This window comes from Kitasatospora purpeofusca (assembly GCF_000718025.1).
GTDB lineage: Bacteria > Actinomycetota > Actinomycetes > Streptomycetales > Streptomycetaceae > Kitasatospora > Kitasatospora purpeofusca.
In genome coordinates this window covers 1-16016 of sequence record NZ_JODS01000027.1, presented here as the reverse complement: position 1 = coordinate 16016, position 16016 = coordinate 1, and the positions used below count along the sequence as shown (strand labels likewise).

11 protein-coding genes and 1 pseudogene are annotated in these 16016 nt (G+C 71.1%); 6 read left to right on the top strand and 6 right to left on the bottom strand.

What is annotated here, in order from left to right:
• Positions 1-86: 86 nt before the first annotated feature.
• Both IF01_RS0130345 and IF01_RS0130340 read right to left on the bottom strand, forming a co-directional pair.
• The gene (locus IF01_RS0130345; RefSeq protein WP_030396786.1) at positions 87-2573 is read right to left on the bottom strand and encodes an RICIN domain-containing protein; all 2487 of its coding nucleotides are present in this window, start codon (positions 2571-2573) and stop codon (positions 87-89) included.
• A gap of 559 nt (positions 2574-3132) precedes the next feature.
• A complete protein-coding gene (locus IF01_RS0130340) occupies positions 3133-4479 on the bottom strand; it encodes an ROK family transcriptional regulator (RefSeq protein ID WP_199523432.1) in 1347 nt (448 codons plus the stop codon).
• Between the two features lie 303 nt (positions 4480-4782).
• On the opposite strand from IF01_RS0130340, the gene IF01_RS0130335 reads away from it, so the two are divergent.
• From IF01_RS0130335 to IF01_RS0130315, 5 genes are all read left to right on the top strand, one after another.
• The gene (locus IF01_RS0130335; protein WP_030396784.1) at positions 4783-6084 is read left to right on the top strand and encodes an ABC transporter substrate-binding protein; all 1302 of its coding nucleotides are present in this window, start codon (positions 4783-4785) and stop codon (positions 6082-6084) included.
• A 2-nt stretch (positions 6085-6086) separates the two neighbouring features.
• A complete protein-coding gene (locus tag IF01_RS0130330; protein WP_094745674.1) occupies positions 6087-7070 on the top strand; it encodes a carbohydrate ABC transporter permease in 984 nt (327 codons plus the stop codon).
• Positions 7067-7909, top strand: a complete 843-nt coding sequence (locus tag IF01_RS0130325) for a carbohydrate ABC transporter permease (RefSeq protein ID WP_244215673.1) — start codon at positions 7067-7069, stop codon at positions 7907-7909. The genes IF01_RS0130330 and IF01_RS0130325 overlap by 4 nt, the downstream gene beginning before the upstream one ends.
• A gap of 52 nt (positions 7910-7961) precedes the next feature.
• Positions 7962-9920 carry a DUF5107 domain-containing protein gene (locus IF01_RS0130320; RefSeq protein ID WP_030396781.1) on the top strand — a complete coding sequence of 653 codons (1959 nt, stop codon included), beginning with the start codon at positions 7962-7964 and terminating at the stop codon, positions 9918-9920.
• A 192-nt stretch (positions 9921-10112) separates the two neighbouring features.
• Positions 10113-10928 carry an RNA ligase family protein gene (locus IF01_RS0130315; RefSeq protein ID WP_233290478.1) on the top strand — a complete coding sequence of 272 codons (816 nt, stop codon included), beginning with the start codon at positions 10113-10115 and terminating at the stop codon, positions 10926-10928.
• A gap of 23 nt (positions 10929-10951) precedes the next feature.
• On the opposite strand, the gene IF01_RS0130310 is transcribed toward IF01_RS0130315, so the two are convergent.
• The 4 genes from IF01_RS0130310 to IF01_RS0130295 all read right to left on the bottom strand — a co-directional run bounded on the left by IF01_RS0130310 (position 10952) and on the right by IF01_RS0130295 (position 15531).
• Complete coding sequence (locus tag IF01_RS0130310; RefSeq protein WP_051756507.1) at positions 10952-11812, bottom strand: carbohydrate ABC transporter permease; 861 nt, start codon at positions 11810-11812, stop codon at positions 10952-10954.
• On the bottom strand, positions 11812-12741 hold the full coding sequence (locus tag IF01_RS0130305) for a carbohydrate ABC transporter permease (RefSeq protein WP_030396778.1): 930 nt from the start codon (positions 12739-12741) through the stop codon (positions 11812-11814). The genes IF01_RS0130310 and IF01_RS0130305 overlap by 1 nt, the downstream gene beginning before the upstream one ends.
• Before the next feature lie 129 nt (positions 12742-12870).
• Positions 12871-14139, bottom strand: coding sequence for an extracellular solute-binding protein (locus tag IF01_RS0130300; RefSeq protein ID WP_030396777.1), 1269 nt, complete (start codon positions 14137-14139; stop codon positions 12871-12873).
• Positions 14140-14772: 633 nt separating this feature from the next.
• Complete coding sequence (locus tag IF01_RS0130295) at positions 14773-15531, bottom strand: DeoR/GlpR family DNA-binding transcription regulator (RefSeq protein ID WP_037781705.1); 759 nt, start codon at positions 15529-15531, stop codon at positions 14773-14775.
• Between the two features lie 254 nt (positions 15532-15785).
• On the opposite strand from IF01_RS0130295, the pseudogene IF01_RS0130290 reads away from it, so the two are divergent.
• Positions 15786-16016, top strand: a pseudogene (locus IF01_RS0130290) (N-acetylglucosamine-6-phosphate deacetylase); the annotation flags it as partial.

Here is a 16016-nt window from a genome sequence, read left to right as displayed (position 1 = left end):
CGAGGGGTGGGGCCTCCCGGCCGGAGCGGACGCAGCGTCCGCTCCGGCCGGGAGGCCCTTTCCTGCCTGCGTGCCTGTGGTGGTGGCTAGTTGACGGTCCAGCGCTGGAGCGCGCTGTCGGTGTCCGGTTGCTGGGTGACGAGGGCTCCGTTGGTGGTGGAGGCGGTGGTGAGGAGGAGTCCGCTGACCTTGGAGGTGATCTTGTAGCCCCCGCTGGTGGCGGGGGTCACGGTCCAGCGTTGGTTGGTGCCGGTGGTGCAGGGCCACTGGATGACGGCGGTGCCGGCGGTGGTGGATCCGCCGTTGACGTCCATGCAGAGGCCGGACTCGGCGTTGGCGATGCGGTAGGTGCCGTCGGTCTGCTGGGTGAAGATCCACTTCTGGTTGGCGCCGGTGCCGGGGGTGTAGGTGATGAGCTGGGTGCCGGGGGCGGTGGAGTGGTTGGGGTCGTCGAGGGCCTTGCCGGAGGCGGTGAGGGTGTGGGTGCCGTCGAGGGCGGTGGTGACGGTCCAGGTGAAGGTGGTGCTGCCGGTGGTGGTTCCGGCGGTGGCGGTGACCGTCGTGGTGTAGGCGCCGGCGGTGGTGGGGGTGCCGGTGATCAGGCCGGTGGTGGCGTTGATCGTCAGGCCGGTGGGCAGGCCGCTCGCGCTGTAGGAGAGGGTGCCGGCGCCGCCGGCGTTCGCCTGGATCTGCAGGCTGACGGCGGTGTTGACCTTGCTCGACCGGGCGCCGGGGTCGGTGACCGTGACGATCGCGGGCGCGGGGCCGGTCTGGGTCAGGGTCAGCGTCTGCTCGGCCGCTCCGCGCGTCCCGCCGACCGGGCTGCTCGTGGTGTTGGTCCAGGTGCGGGTCGGCGTGGTCTCCGTCGGGCGGGCGGTGTCCGCGGACAGCCCGATCACCAGGCCGCTGTAGCGGTTGACCAGGTGGTACGTTCCGGAGGCGGAGCCGTTGCTCGCGGACGTTCCGGGGACGACGAACCACTGCTGTCCGACGGCGGGGCCGATCGCACCGGCGGCGGTGACGATCGGCTTGGCGCCCCAGGCACGGCCCGCCTTCGAGGAGGCGTCGACGCCGAGCAGCTTCCCGGTCGAGGCGTTGGTGATCCGGTAGGAGCCGTCGCCGTTGCCGGTGAACACCCAGGACTGCAGCGCGGAGGCGGTGGCCGTGGCGACGGAGGTGGTCGCGGAGCTGCTGGGGACCTGGGCGAGGATCTGGCCGTTGCCGCCGGAGATCCGGTAGGCCTTGGTCGGGTCGACCGGGGCCGGGGCGGGTGCGGACGAGCCGATGCTCACGTCCACGTACTCGCCGGACGCGCCGCCCGAGCAGCCGAAGGCGCAGTAGGTGCGGAAGTTCTTGCCGACGATGTTGGAGCTGGTGCGGTTCGCGCTGTCGAGGAACCAGCGGTACCAGGAGGCGGTGCGGTAGCTGCCGCTGTCGCCGATCGGGTACCACTTCTGGGTGGCCAGGTTGTCGGTGGCGTAGTACTGCTGGGGGGCGTTCCCGCTCTGGTCGACGCCCTGCGGCTCGCCGATGTACAGGCCCAGGTGCGCGTTGTAGGTGATGTCCATGACGAACAGCGGCGAGGTCGCCGGCATCGTACCCGCGCTGATCTGCTGGGCCGAGGTGCCGGTGTTCGCCGGGTCGTACTCGCCCGCGGCCGGGGTGTAGCCGGTGGTGCTGGAGGCGCCGACCGGCACCATGTTGCTCTCCCTGCCGCCGACCCCGGCCTGGGACCAAGCGCCGTCGTACCACTTCTGCCAGCTGGAGGGCGCCATCTTGCCGGAGATCGGCGCCCGGGCCACGTGCTCGTGGAAGGCCTTCCAGCCGCCGCTCTTGTCGACGATGCGCGAGCCGTAGAAGACGTAGAAGTAGCCCGAGGCGGTGTCGACGAACAGGCGCTGGTCGCCGTCGCCGTAGTGGTAGGTCTGGTTGGGGAACTGCGTGGTGTCGCCCCGGACGGTGCTGAACGGCGAGGTGATCACGTGGTCCTTGATGGTCCACGTGCGGCCCTGGTCGGTGGAGACCGTGTAGTCGATGGCGTCGAAGTGGAGGCCGTCGCCGAAGGGCTGCGGGGTGAACTCGTTGTGGACCAGGCCGTACCAGTCACCGGTGTCCGGGTCGACCCAGATCCCCGACAGGTCGCAGAAGTTCTTCTGCGAGTAGCTGGTGCTGCCGACGGCGAAGCTCGACGTGAGGCCGGTCGGGCTGTTGTTGCACCGCCAGGTCGTGTCGTTGTTCCGGTCGTTGGCGTTGGCCGGGTTCACCGCGTCGCTGACGGCGCTCGACCGGGAGGCGGTGTCGAAGTCGGTCCCGGTGAAGAAGTCCCAGTACCTGGGCTGGTCGGTGCCGTACAGGGCGGCCGACTGCTGGAAGTAGAACGTGCCGTCCTTGTCGGTGTACGGGACGGCGGGGGTGTCCGTCGGGTGCGGGTACGGGACGGGGGACCCGACGCTGATCGTGTAAGCGGCACTGTCGGGGGTCGCCGCTGTTGCGGCTGGGGTGGCGGCGCCGCCGAGCGCGAGGAGCGCGGTGGCGAGGGCGGTGGCGAGGATTCTGCGCGGCGGGGATGACACGAGAGCTCCTTGGGGGGACAACGCACTGGTGGGGGAGGAGCCGACCGGGACTGCCGTTCGGGATTGCCGTTGGGGACTGCCGTTCGGGATTCCCGCGTGGGCCGCCGGGGGCCTGTCGGCACGGCGACGGTCGGGCGGGGCTACGGCGATCGGCGCCGTGAAGGGGGACGTCCGGCTCCGAGGGCCCGGGTGTCGGGCGAGGAGCGGTGGTCCGAGGGACATCTCGATGTCCCCGGGTTCGATCTGGCCGAAGTTGCTCGAAAACCTGCGTCAGAGAGCAACTGCGATCAAACGGTGGCAGGGGACGTCGCGACTGTCAAGGGCTCACTCAGCGATCGGGATGCGCCGGTCGAGCCTGTCGCCGTGCAGGTGCGGGCAGGTCGGCCGACGGCACCGGGCAGCGGCCCGGAAGGTGCTCCTCGGGACGCAACCGGGCAGCTGGGCGCACAGATCATGCGGTTTTCTGGTCGGAAATGCTGATGTTCGAGCAAGTCGGAGCAGGATTCAGCACTGGCCGCCGGGCCCGGCGGCCGGGGCGGTGGAGGCCCCGGCCGGGTCCTCAGAGCGGCCAGGTGTCGCTGTCCTCCGGGGCCGGCCGGACCGGAACGACGGAGGGGTCCTGGAAGATGCCGGCGAGCGCCAGCAGCGCGCCGCCCCGCGCGGCGTTGGAGAGCCCGAGCGTCGAGGCGGCCACGACCACCCGCTCGGTGGTGGGGGCGATCCTGCGCTCGTCGAGGACCTGCTGCGCGGGCTCCACCAGGTAGCGGCCGAACACCGCGAAGTACCCGCCGAGAACGATCCTGGGCGGATTGAGGACGTCCACCAGGACGCTCAGCCCGAGGGCGAGGTCCCCGGCGAGGCCGGCGAGAGCCGAGAGGGTTCTCGGGTCCCCCGCGTCGGCCCGGTCGAGCAGGTCGCCGAGGCGTTCGGCCAGGTCGACGGAGAGGTCGTGCACCCGGTCCGTCGGGTCGGCGGCCGCGTCCAGGAAGGCCTGGAGCCCGACGGCGACCTCCCAGCAGCCGGTCCGCCCGCACGGGCAGGGCCGGTCGAGCCGGTCGAGCTTCATGTGCCCGATCTCCGAGCCGCGCAGCAGTTTGCCGCCGGAGATGCTGGCGCCGCCGACGCCGATCCCGCCGGTGACGTAGACGAGTTCGCGGACGTCGGTGCCGGGGGCGGCGAGGTATTCGGCGAGGGCGCCGGACTCGGCGTCGTTCTCGACCAGGACGGGCGGGGCGTCCCGGCCGAGCCGCACCCGCAGCTCCTGGGCCGCCCGTACGCCCCGCCAGCCGAAGTTGGTGGCGACGACGACGCTTCCGGAGGCGGCGTCGACCGACCCCTGGGTGACGAGGGTGATCCCGATCGGGTGCATGTCCCGCTCGGCGACGGCGCTCAGGCAGTCCGCGACGAGGTCGGCGACCTCCGCCAGGGCGGCCCGGGCGGTCAGTGCCGGCACGTCGAGCGCGCGGCGGTCCTCGTGGACGACCGTGCCGCGCAGATCGAGCGCGAGCACGGTGATGTGGTCGGCACCGATCTCCGCGCCGATGCCGCAGATGCGGCGGCCGTCGAGTTCGACCATGCGGTGCGGCCGGCCGATCGAGCCGGCGCGGTCGAGTTCGCCCTCGCGGACCAGGCCGCGCTCGATCAGGTCGGCGACCAGGACCGAGACCGTCGCCTTGGGCAGACCGGTCGCGGTGGACAGGTGGGTGCGGGACTGCGGGCCGCTGTCGCGCAGGTGACGCAGCAACACGCCGAGGTTGGTGCGGCGCAGCGAGGCCTTGTCGGCCGCCTCGGGGTAGCCCGCCATGACGGCGGCGGCCCCGGTGGCCGGGGTCGGTGCCGCGCCCGGGTGGGTGCGGCCGGCCGGGCCGGCGCCCGTGCCGGTGGTGCCGCGCTGTCCTGGCTGCACGTCGTCTCCTCGTTCCGCTCCGGATCCTGCGCGCAGGGCAGGGCCGATCTTGACCATGTTAGTTGATGCACCGTTCGAAGAAACTCGCCCCGGCGCGACCGCGGGATGCGGCGCTATGCCCGTTTCGAACCGCTCTGCGGGCTGGTGGGGCCTGTTTGCAGAACGTTCCGACGCATCCCTTGACAGCGCCATTCTTAATTAACACACTAGCCGAACTAACAACCCGCAGCGTCAGCGGGTTCCCCCACCACCGCGTCCGGGCCGTGCGCCCCGCCCGCGGCAGGCAGAGATGAGGGCCTCCCCATGAAGTCACGCCCGTTCAGAGCGGCCACCCTCGCCATGGCGCTCACGTCGCTGACGGCCTTCGCCGCCGCCTGCGGCTCCGACGGGTCGGCCGAGCAGGCCTCGGGACCGGTCACCGTCGAGTTCTGGGGCTGGGCCCCCGGTTACGAGAAGTCCGTCGAGCTCTTCAACGCCGCGCACCCCGGCATCAAGGTCACCTACAGCAAGATCTCGCCCGGCTCCAAGGGCGGCTACACCAAGATGCTCAACGCGGTGAAGGCGGGCAACGCGCCCTGTCTGGGATCGGTCGGCTTCGAGACCCTCCCCACCTTCGCCGCCGCCGGAGCCCTCCAGGACGCGACGGAAGCCGCCGCGCCCTACGCCAAGGAGTACGCCCCCTGGGCCTTCGCCCAGTCCGGGGTCTCCGGGCGCACCTTCGGCCTGCCGGTGGACATCGCCCCGATGGCGCTGATCTACCGCAAGGACCTGTTCACCAAGTACGGCATCGCCGCCGCGCCCAGGACCTGGGACGAGTACGCCGCCGATGCGGCGATCATCCACGCGGCCGACCCGAACGCCTACATCGGCTACTTCGGCAACGACGCCTACAACTTCGCGGGACTCGCCTGGCAGGCGGGCGCCAAGTGGTTCGGCACCAGCGGCGACAAGTGGACCGTGAACCTCAACGACCCGGCGACGAAGAAGGTCACGGCGTTCTGGCAGGACCTGATCGACAGGAAGCTCGTCAAGACCGTGCCGAGCTTCGACACCGCGCTCTACAAGGGCATGGGGGAGGGCACGATCCTCTCCGACGTCAACGCGGTCTGGGACACCCCGATCCTGGCCGACAGCGTCAAGCAGACCTCCGGCAACTGGGCCGTCGCCCCGATGCCGGTCTGGGACGCGGCGGCCCCGGCCACCGGCAACGCGGGCGGTTCCCCCAACGCCGTGCTGAAGGGCTGCAAGCACGTCAAGGAGGCCGTCGAGTTCGCCCACTGGTTCGGCACCGACCAGGCCAGCGTCAGCAACCTGATCAAGGAGACGGGGATCTACCCGGCGGCGCTCTCCGGCCTGGAGAACCCGGCGCTGCACCAGCCGGACCCGTTCTACGGCGGCCAGACGATCTTCGACGTGTTCAAGGAGAGCGCCGGCCGCGTCGACACCGGTTTCCGCTGGGGCCCGGTCATGACCAAGACCTCGGGCGTGCTCGGCGACGGCCTCGGCAAGGCGGGAGCGGGCGGCCTCGGCCTGGACGCCGCGCTGGCCGAGACCCAGGCGCAGACCGTGGCCGAGATGAAGACCCAGGGCATGGAAATCGGCTGACCATGAGCCCCTCCTCTGTTGCGACCCGGGCGCGCTCGAAGGTGCGCACCGGGGACACTCCGGAACCGTCCCGGTCGAAGGCCGGCCCCGCCCGGCGGCGCCGGACCGACGGCCGCCGCTGGGCCCCGCTGGGGTTCCTGGCGCCGTTCGGCACGCTGTTCGCCGTCACGTTCGTCGCCCCGATCTGCTACGCCCTGTACGAGAGCCTGTACAAGCTGCACCGCTCCGGGCTCGGCCTCGCTCCCCCCTCCGAGGTCTTCACCGGACTGTCCAACTACACGGACGCGCTGGGCGACCACGCCTTCACCGCCTCGATCGTCCGGGTGGTGCTGATCGGCCTGGTCCAGGTGCCGCTGATGCTGGGTCTGGCGCTCGTCCTGGCCCTGCTGCTGGACGCCCGCCGCACTCCGTTCAAGCGGTTCTTCCGGCTCGGCTTCTTCCTGCCGTACGCCATCCCCGGCGTGATCGGCGGCCTGATGTGGTCCTTCCTCTACCAGCCGGACGTCAGCCCGATCGCCGACGCCCTCGGCCGGATCGGGCTGCACGTCGACTTCACTTCCGACGGCATGCTGCCGTGGTCGGTCGGCAACATGCTGACCTGGGGCTGGACCGGTTACAACATGATCGTCATCCACTCCGCCCTGAAGGCGATCCCGGGCGAGTTCACCGAGGCGGCGGAGCTGGACGGCTGCACCGGCTGGCGGCTCGCCTGGCACATCAAGATCCCGATGGTCCGGCCGGCCCTGGTGATGACCACCGTGTTCTCCATCATCGGCATGGCCCAGCTCTACAACGAGCCCGTCATCATGAAGGCCGTCGCTCCCAACCTGGCCGGTGACTGGACGCCGATCATGGCCGCCCAGAACGAGGTCGCGGCGAACAACTACCACGCGGCGGCGACCCGTTCGGTGATCCTCGCCCTGGTGATCTTCGTGCTGTCCTTCGGATTCATGCGGTTCGTCAACAAGCGCGGAGGAGCCCAGTGAGGACCACGGACCGGGCCGGCCGGGCCGGAGTGATCGCCGTCCTGCTGATCGCCGCGCTCTACTCCCTGCTGCCGGTCTGGTGGCTGGTCGTCTCCGCCACCAAGAGCAGCAGCGACCTGTTCTCCAGCAACGGCTTCTGGTTCGCCGGGCGGATCGAACTGGTGCACAACGTCTCGACCCTGCTCGGTGTCCAGGACGGCATCTTCGGCCGCTGGCTGCTCAACAGCGTGCTCTACGCGGTGGGCGGAGCCGTGGTGGCGACACTGCTCTCCTCCATGGCCGGGTACGTCCTCGCGAAGTACACCTTCCGGGGCCGCGAGGCGGTGTTCAACACCGTGCTCGGCGCCATCCTCATCCCGGCCCCGCTGTTCGCCCTGCCGCTCTACCTGATGTTCTCGGCCACCCATGTGGTCAACACCTTCTGGGCGGTCTTCGTCCCCAGCGTCGTCAGCCCGTTCGGCGTCTACCTGGCACGCATCTACGCGGCCGCCGCGGTACCGGACGAGCTCCTGGAGGCGGGCCGGCTCGACGGTGCGGGCGAGTTCCGGATCTTCCGGTCCCTCGCGCTGCGGGTGCTCCAGCCGTCGCTGGTCACCATCTTCCTGTTCCAGTTCGTGACCATCTGGACGAACTACCTGCTGCCGTCGCTGATGCTCGCCAACGACCGCCTGCAGCCGGTCACCGTCGGGCTGGTCGCCTGGAAGGAACAGCGCGGCCAGACCGTCCCCTACAACCTGATCATCACGGGCTCACTGCTCTCGGTCGTCCCGATCGTCGTGATGTTCCTCCTGCTCCAGCGCTACTGGAAGGCCGGCCTGACCTCCGGCAGCGTCAAATAGCCCGTCACCGGGACTCGTAGCCCGCCACCCGACTCACAAAGGCAGAAGACAGATGAGTGAGCTGCGGCTGACCACGCTGACCCTGCCGACCGCACCGGTCGGCCCCGTCAACCCCCTCCCGCCCCTCTTCACCGGGGCAGACCTCCACGAGGTCGCCGACGCGAGTCAGGCCGACGACGAGATGCGGCACAACATCGGCTACGGCCGGGTGCCCTCCGTCATGCCGTACCTGATGCAGGACGGCTACACCCGCGAACGGGCACCCGCCGAACACCCGGCCGCGGTACTGGAGAACGCCACCCTGCGGGCGACCTTCCTGCTCGGCGCCGGCGGCCGCCTCTGGTCGCTGGTCCACAAGCCGACCGGACGTGAACTCCTCTTCCGCAACCCGGTGTTCCAGCCCGCCAACCTCGCATTGCGGGGAGCCTGGCTGGCCGGCGGCGTGGAGTGGAACATCGGCACCATCGGCCACGCCCCCACCACCTGCGAACCCCTGCACGCCGCGCGCGTGCTGCGCCCGGACGGTACCCCGGTGCTGCGGATGTGGGAGTACGAGCGGATCCGCGGCGTCGTCCACCAGATCGACGCCTACCTGCCCGAGGACTCCCAGGTCCTGCTCGTCCACGTCCGCATCACCAACCCGCGCGACACCGCGGTGCCGATGTACTGGTGGTCGAACATCGCCGTGCCCGAGGCACCGGACGTGCGGGTGCTGTCCCCGGCGGACGCGGCGTGGCAGTTCTCCTACGACCGCCGGGTCCGCCACGTCGCACTCCCCGCCCCCGACGGCACCGACCTGACCCGCACCACCCTGTCCCGGGACGCGGCCGACTACTTCTTCGACATCCCCGACGGCCGCCGCCGCTGGATCGCCGCACTCGACGCCGGCGGCCGGGGCCTGGTCCAGGCGTCGACGGACCGGCTGCGCGGCCGCAAGCTGTTCCTCTGGGGACAGGGCGAGGGAGGTCGGCACTGGCAGGACTGGCTGTCCGGGCCGGACAGCGCCTACCTGGAGATCCAGGCCGGCCTGGCCCGCACCCAGCTCGAACACGTGCCGATGCCCGCCGGCGCGCGATGGTCCTGGGTGGAGGCCTACGGACTCCTGGAGGCCGACCCCGCCGCGGTCCACGGCGAGGACTGGACCGCGGCGCGCGAAGCGGCCCGCGACGGCGTCGACACGCTCGTCCCGGCGAGCGTACTGGAAGCCGAACTCGCCTCGGCCGAGGCGTGGTTGGACCAGGAGCCGGTCGAGATCCTGGCGACCGGATCCGGCTGGGGCGCCCTGGAGCGCCACCGCCGGGCCCACGCCGGCGAACCCGCCCGGGAGGCGTCCGGCACCCCGTTCCCGGACTCGACGCTCGGCCCCGAACAGGAGCTGTGGCTGGAGCTCCTCGAACACGGGCGCCTCTCCCCGGCCGAGCCGGCGCAGCCGCCGCTCTCCTACCAGGTCGACCCCGCCTGGGAGGAGCCGCTCAGGAAGGCGGACGGCTGGCTCGCCCAGCTGCACCTCGGAGTCCTGCGCGCCTACGCCGGTGACCTGGACGGTGCCCGCGAGAGCTGGTCGCACTCGGTCGGGAGCCGGCCCACCGCCTGGGCCTGGCGCAACCTCGCCGCCCTCGCCGACCGCACCGGCGACCTCACCGAAGCCGCTCGCGCCTACCGCGAAGCCCTCCGGCTGGAGCCCGCCCTGCTGCCACTGGCCCTGGAGACGGCCGGGGTCCTGCTGCGCGCCGGAGCCCCGCAGGAAGTCCTGTCGCTGCTCGCCGCCCTCCCCCCGGCCCACCGCTCCCTGGGCCGCGTCCGCTGGACCGAGGCCCGCGCCGCACTCGACTCCGGCGACACCGGGCGCTGCGGCCGCATCCTGCACGAGGGCATCGAACTGGCCGACGTGCGCGAGGGCGAAGGCACCCTGCACGAACTGTGGTTCGCCCACCAGCGCGCGACCCGCGACGCCGAGCCCGACTCCCCGCTGCCGCGGGCGTACGACTTCCGGATGCTCGCCACGAGCTGAGCGGGGCCGGCCCGACCTCGGCGACCGGCGGTGGACGGTCCGCCGACCACAGTGACCCGACCTGACCCGGCCCGACCCGGCCCGCTCGCCCGCGACGCGCGCGGGGGCAGCCCTTCCCGGCCGCCCCCGCGCCGTCGTAATTACTGTTATGCCAATTGACACAACATCAAACGGGCTCCTAGGCTCCCGGCCATGGAGGAAGAGCCCAAACGGCGCGGCCGGCCGCGCAAGGACCCGGAACGACTGGCGCGCTGGACCCCGCCCGAGGGCTGGTCCCGGCTGGTCGCGTGGGTCTCGCCGGAGGAGAAGAAGGCGCTCAAGCGCGTCGCGGTGGACGCCGAGGTCTCGGTCGCGGACCTGGTGCGGTCCCTGGCGAGCGGGCTGGCCACGGGGGCGATCACGCACGAGGAACTGGTCGGGCAGGTCAGGAGAGGCAGGCAGGTCATGGAGAAGATCCCCACGCTGTTCGAGCGCGACGGCGACTTCCGCGTCGTGGACCGGCCGCGGGCCGAGTGCGCCTGGGTCTTCGCCGGGGAGGGCGCGCCGACGGAGAAGCTGGACGGCACCAATGTGCGGCTGACCGTCCGCGGCGGCCACCTGGTGCGGGTGGAGAAGCGGCGCAACCCGAGCAAGGCGCAGAAGCAGCAGGGCATCGTCGACGGCTGGTACGTCGACACCGACCGGGACGGGCCCGAGGACCGCTGGATCCTGACCGCGGCCGACAACACCGATGTGACCGCCTGGCCGGACGGCGAGCACCCCTGCGAGGCCCTCGGCCCGCGGATCCAGGGCAACCCGCTGGCGCTGGACGACCACCTGTGCGTGCCGTTCGACCTGGCGGCGCCGGTGTACACCGCCGTGCCGCGCAGCTACCACGGCCTGCGGGAGTTCCTCGCCGGCCTGGAGAGCCGCTACGCCCCGGGCACCCTGGCGGAGGGCATCGTGTTCCACCACCCCGACGGCCGCCGGGCCAAGATCAAGCGCAAGGACTTTCCCGCGGCGGTCTGAGAGTCCGCCGTCAGCACATCCTGCTATTTCACCGAACCGGCGGTCAGGCCGGAGACGACATGGCGCTCGATCACGGCGAACAGCACCACCACCGGCAGGATCGCGATCACCGAGCCGGCGAACAGGAAGTTCCACTGGACGGTGTAGTTGCCGATGAAGCTGTTGATGCCGACGGTCAGGGGCTGGCTGTCGGACCGGGTGGAGAGGGTGAGGCCCATCACGAACTCGTTCCAGGCGGAGATGAAGGTGAAGACGACCGCGGTGACGACGCCGGGCATCGCCAGCGGCAGCACCACCTTCCGCAGGGTGCCGAACCGCCCGAGACCGTCGAGCATCGCGGCCTCCTCCAGCGCCACCGGGATGGAGCCTATGTAGGCGGTGAGGATCCAGACGGTGAAGGCGAGGTTGAACGCGGCGTTGCAGAGGATCAGCGTCCACACCGAGTTGAGCATGTCGAGCTGGTGGAACTCGCGGTAGAGCCCGACCAGCAGCGCCGTCGGCTGGAACATCTGGGTGACCAGGACCAGCAGCAGGAACAGCTTGCGGCCGCGGAAGCGGGTGCGGGCGGTGCAGTACGCGGCGGGCAGGGCCACCGCGAGGGCCAGCAGGGTGGAGCCGCCGGCGACCAGCAGGGTGACCCGGAGGTTGGTGCCGAGGGTGGAGTCCCGCCAGACGTCGACCAGGTTGGACCAGGCGAAGTGGCTGGGCAGATAGCCGGCGTCGCGCAGTTCGTCGGCCGGCCGGACGGCGGTGACCACCATCTCCAGGTACGGCAGCAGGAACAGCGCGGCCAGCCCCCAGGCGACGGCGGCGACGACGAGGGTGCGGGGCCGGATCGGCTCGCGCCGGGGCCGGAGCACGGCCTGACGTTCTGTCGGTTGCATCAGTTCTCCTCCTGGTTCCACCGGCTGACCCTGAGGAAGAGCAGGACCATCAGGACGACCAGGGCGAAGTTGACGACGGACATGGCGGCCGACTCGCCGATGTCGGTGTTCTTCAACTGGTACATGAACACCGTGGTGGTGGCGGTGTCGCTGTTCGGCCCGCCCTGGGTCATGCCCCAGATCACGGGGAAGGAGTTGAAGACGTTGATCAGGTTGATCACCAGGCCGACCAGGAAGGCCGGCCGCAGCAGCGGCAGGGTGATCCGCAGATAGGTCTGGAACGCGCCGGCGCCGTCCACCCTGGCCGCCTCGTGCAGTTCGGCCGGGACGGTCTGGAGGCCGGCGAGCAGGGTGTAGGTGGTGAAGGGCAGCGAGACGAAGACCGCCACCAGCATCATCCAGGGCCAGGCGGTGTCCGGGTCGCCGAGCCAGTCCCGGGGCGCGTCGATCAGGCCCACGTCGGCGAGCAGCGTGTTGAGCACCCCGGAGGTCCGGTTGAGCATCCACTTGAAGCCGATGGAGGTCATCAGCACCGAGGCCGCCCAGGGCGCGATCAGGGCCCAGCGGGTGAACCGGCGTCCGGGGAAGCGCTGGTCGAAGAGCTGGGCCAGGGCCAGCGAGATCAGCATCGTCAGCCCGACCACGGCCAGCGTCCAGACCACGGTGTGCACGATCACCCGGCCGAGGTCGGGCTCGTCGAAGAGCTTGCGGTACTTGTCGAGTCCGGCCGAGCCGCGGACGAAGCCGCTGGTGCTGATCCGCAGGAAGGAGGTGCGGACCATCTCGTAGACCGGCCACAGGACCACCAGGACGATCAGCAGGACGGCCGGGCCGATCCACGGCAGCGGGCCGAGCCGGGCGGCGAGGGAGCGGCCGGCCGGGCGTCGGCCGGCCCTCCGGCCTTGTGGGGCAGTGGACTTGGGGGACACGAGGGTGCCTTCCGGGCGTGTGGGCCCGCCGGCCGGGCGGCGCGCGGGAGGGCGCGCGCCGCCCGGAGGGTGCGGCGGGAGCCGCGGGTGCGGCGGGTGCGGTGCCGTGCAGCCGGGCGCGCGGGCGGGCTACTTGTCGGCGACCGCGGCCTGGGCCTTCTTCTGCAGGTCGCCCAGGACCTTGGCGGGGTCGTCGGCGACCGCGGAGCCGATGCCCTTCTTGAGCTCGGCGGAGACCTTGTCCCAGGCGGTGTCGCCCAGGGGGTAGAAGGCGGCGCCGGGCAGCAGGGCGAAGAAGGGTTCGAGGTCCTTGTGCTTGCCGCCCGTGCTCATCTCCTTCAGGGTGTCCTGGGTGACGGGCATCAGGTTGTAGGTCTCGACGAACTTGAGGGTGTTCTCCTTGCTGTACGCGAAGTCGAGGAAGGCCTTGATCTGCGTCGCGTGACCGTTCTTCTTGAACGCCATCGTCCAGTCCGCCACGCCCAGGGTGGACTTGAGCGGCCCGGTCTTGCCGGGGATGGGCGCCACACCGTAGTCGACCTTGCCCTCGGTGGACATCTGGATCAGCGAGGGGTGGCCGTTGAGCATGGCGGTCTTGCCGGCGGCGAAGTCGGCGAAGGCGGTCTTGCGGTCGGTGGTGGCCGGGTTGGCGTAAGTGAGGCCCGGCTGCACCAGGTTGGTCTTGAGCCAGCTGAACGTGGCGACGTTGGCGGGGCTGTCGAGGGTGTAGGCGCCGCTGCGGTCGGTGTGGCCGCCGCCGTTGCCGAGCTCCCAGATCATGCTCTCGCCCTGGGCCTCCTCCGGGCCCAGCGGCAGGGCGTAGGGGGTCACGCCCGGCACCTTCGCCTTGATCTTCTCGGCGTCGGCCTTGAGTTCGTCCCAGGTGGTGGGGGGCTGGGCGATGCCGGCCTGCTGGAACAGGGCCTTGTTGTAGAAGAAGGCGCGGGCGGAGGAGACGAAGGGGATGCCGTACTGGGTGTCCTTGACCTTGCCGGCGTCGGCGAAGGTGGCGATCAGGTTGGCCCTGGTCGCGGTGGAGAGCACGTCCTCGGCCTTGTAGAGCAGGTCGTCCGCGACCTTGTCGGCGTAGCCGCCGGTCTGCAGCACGTCGGGGACGTTCCCGCTCTGGATCATGGTCTTGACCTGGCTGTCGATGTCGTTCCAGTTGATGACCTGGACGTCGACCTTGATGTCGGGGTGGGCCGCGGTGAAGGCGGCGGCGACGCCGTCCCAGTAGCCCTTGGAGCTGTTGGAGGCCTTGTCGCCGTAGTCGGCCGCGACCAGCTTGAGGGTGACGTTGCCGCCGCCGGAGCCGCTGGATCCGCCGCTGCCGCACGCGGTGAGCGTCAGCGCCGCGGTGGCGCACAACAGGGGGATGCCGAGGAGCCGCTTGTTCATGGCCGTGTACCGCCTTCGTCCTGCGAACCGGTGTTGCGAGGGGTGGGTTCGTTCCTGGGAGTGCAGAAGCCGAGCACCGCACCGGTGCGTCGCGGGGCTGGGGGAGGCCACCGCTCTGTGCACCTGTCGGCTGTTGAACGGGCGGCAAGCGACCATGGCTGCTTGATTGTGCTCGAAGACAGCCTTTTTCGCGCAAGTCTGAAGTGCCTGCCGCCCGTTGTGCACGGAAGTATTCACGAGGGGCGCCGGACGGTCTAGTTGCCGTTACCGGACCGTTGCGGACCGTGCGGTCGACCGAGGGGTCCGACCGCTCCCGACGACAAGGCTCCGACGTATCGTCAGATTCTGTTCCATGGCTGGTCGTAGTGGCTCGGTCGGGCGCGAAGGAGGTCGGTCGGAGTCCGCGGCGGCGGTCGCGCGGCGGGCCCGGGGGCGGCCGGACATTCGGACGGCCCGCCCTCTGCTCAATTTTGTTTGCAAGGGGTGCAAAAGCACGGAGTGTGCACGGACGCACGCGCGCCCGGAGGCACGCCGACGTCGAAGCCCCGGCTGCCGTGGGTCCGGGGCCGGGGCGAGTGGGTCGGGCTGAGCGGGTCGGGCGGAGCGGGTCGGCGAGCGGTCGGCCGACCGGGGTCAGGCGCGCAGCACCCGCACGCCGCAGCCGGTGACGGCCTTCTCCTGCGCGCCGGTCAACCCGTCGTCGGTGACGAGGTCGTGGATGTCCGTCAGCGGGCAGATCGCGGCGAAGGTCACCAGCCCGACCTTGCTGCTGTCCGCCAGGACGACGCAGCGCGAGGCACTGCGCAGGAAGGCCTGGTCGGTGTGGGCCTCCATCTCGTCGTGCGTGGTGCAGCCCTCGCCGGCGGTGAGGCCGTCGACGCCGATGAACGCGACGTCCAGGTGGTACTGCGAGAGCATCCGCTCGGCGGCCGGCCCGACCAGCTCGTAGCTGGCCGACCGCGCGATGCCGCCGACCACCACCAGCCGGATCTCCGGCCGGACGATCAGGTCGGCGGCGATGTTGACCGCGTTGGTCACGATGGTGACGCCGCCGCGCTCGGCGAGCACCCGGGCGAGCTCGCTGGTGGTGGTGCCGCCGGTCAGGCCGACCACGGCGCCCTCCGGCACCAGGCGTTCGGCGGCCAGGGCGATCCGGCGCTTCTCGGCCTGCCGCTTGCCGTGCCGGTGGCGCAGCGGCAGCTCCAGATTGACGGTTCCGGTCACCGCGCCGCCGCGGGTGCGGTGCAGCAGACCCTGGTCGTGCAGCTCCTGGAGGTCGCGGCGGACCGTCGCGGTGGAGACGCCCAGCAGCTCCGCCAGCGCGTGCACATCGGCGCTCCCCGCTTCGGTGACGTGAGCGAGGATCTTGGCGGTCCGGTCAGCTTTGAGCATGTCGGGGAGTCTAGACGAGGCTTGGTCCGTACCGCAGCGGCGGTCGGGGAAACCGGGGAACGGGGCTTCGGTGCTGGCAGGGCGGCAGGTATGCGACAAGTCACCCCTGGGGGCAGCCTGCTCGGAACTGATTAAAGTACCCGGCACAGCGAACAATTTCGATCGACGCGCGCTGCCGACCGCCGCCCACTGCCAGGATCCGACCGGCGGGGCGGGAGGCCGGTGGCCCGCGTCCTCCTCCCGGAGGTGACCGCGTGACCGCGGACCTGCTCGCACTGTCCGGCGCCCGGCTGGTCCTGCCCGGCCGCGTCGTGGAGAACGGCCGGCTCTCGATCCGGGGGAGGGACATCGCCGGCCTCGGCGGTACCGCCACTCCCGGCGATCTGGACCTGGCCGGGTACACCGTCGTGCCCGGCTTCGTCGACCTGCACGTGCACGGCGGCGGCGGCGCCTCCTACGCCTCCGGCATCGCCGAGGAGGCCCTG

Coding starts and splice junctions, on each gene's coding strand:
- IF01_RS0130335 (WP_030396784.1), top strand. CDS start 4,783: ATGAAGTCACGCCCGTTCAGAGCGGCCACCCTCGCCATGGCGCTCACG.
- IF01_RS0130320 (WP_030396781.1), top strand. CDS start 7,962: ATGAGTGAGCTGCGGCTGACCACGCTGACCCTGCCGACCGCACCGGTC.
- IF01_RS0130315 (WP_233290478.1), top strand. CDS start 10,113: ATGGAGGAAGAGCCCAAACGGCGCGGCCGGCCGCGCAAGGACCCGGAA.
- IF01_RS0130330 (WP_094745674.1), top strand. CDS start 6,087: ATGAGCCCCTCCTCTGTTGCGACCCGGGCGCGCTCGAAGGTGCGCACC.
- IF01_RS0130295 (WP_037781705.1), bottom strand. CDS start 15,531: ATGCTCAAAGCTGACCGGACCGCCAAGATCCTCGCTCACGTCACCGAA.
- IF01_RS0130300 (WP_030396777.1), bottom strand. CDS start 14,139: ATGAACAAGCGGCTCCTCGGCATCCCCCTGTTGTGCGCCACCGCGGCG.
- IF01_RS0130310 (WP_051756507.1), bottom strand. CDS start 11,812: ATGCAACCGACAGAACGTCAGGCCGTGCTCCGGCCCCGGCGCGAGCCG.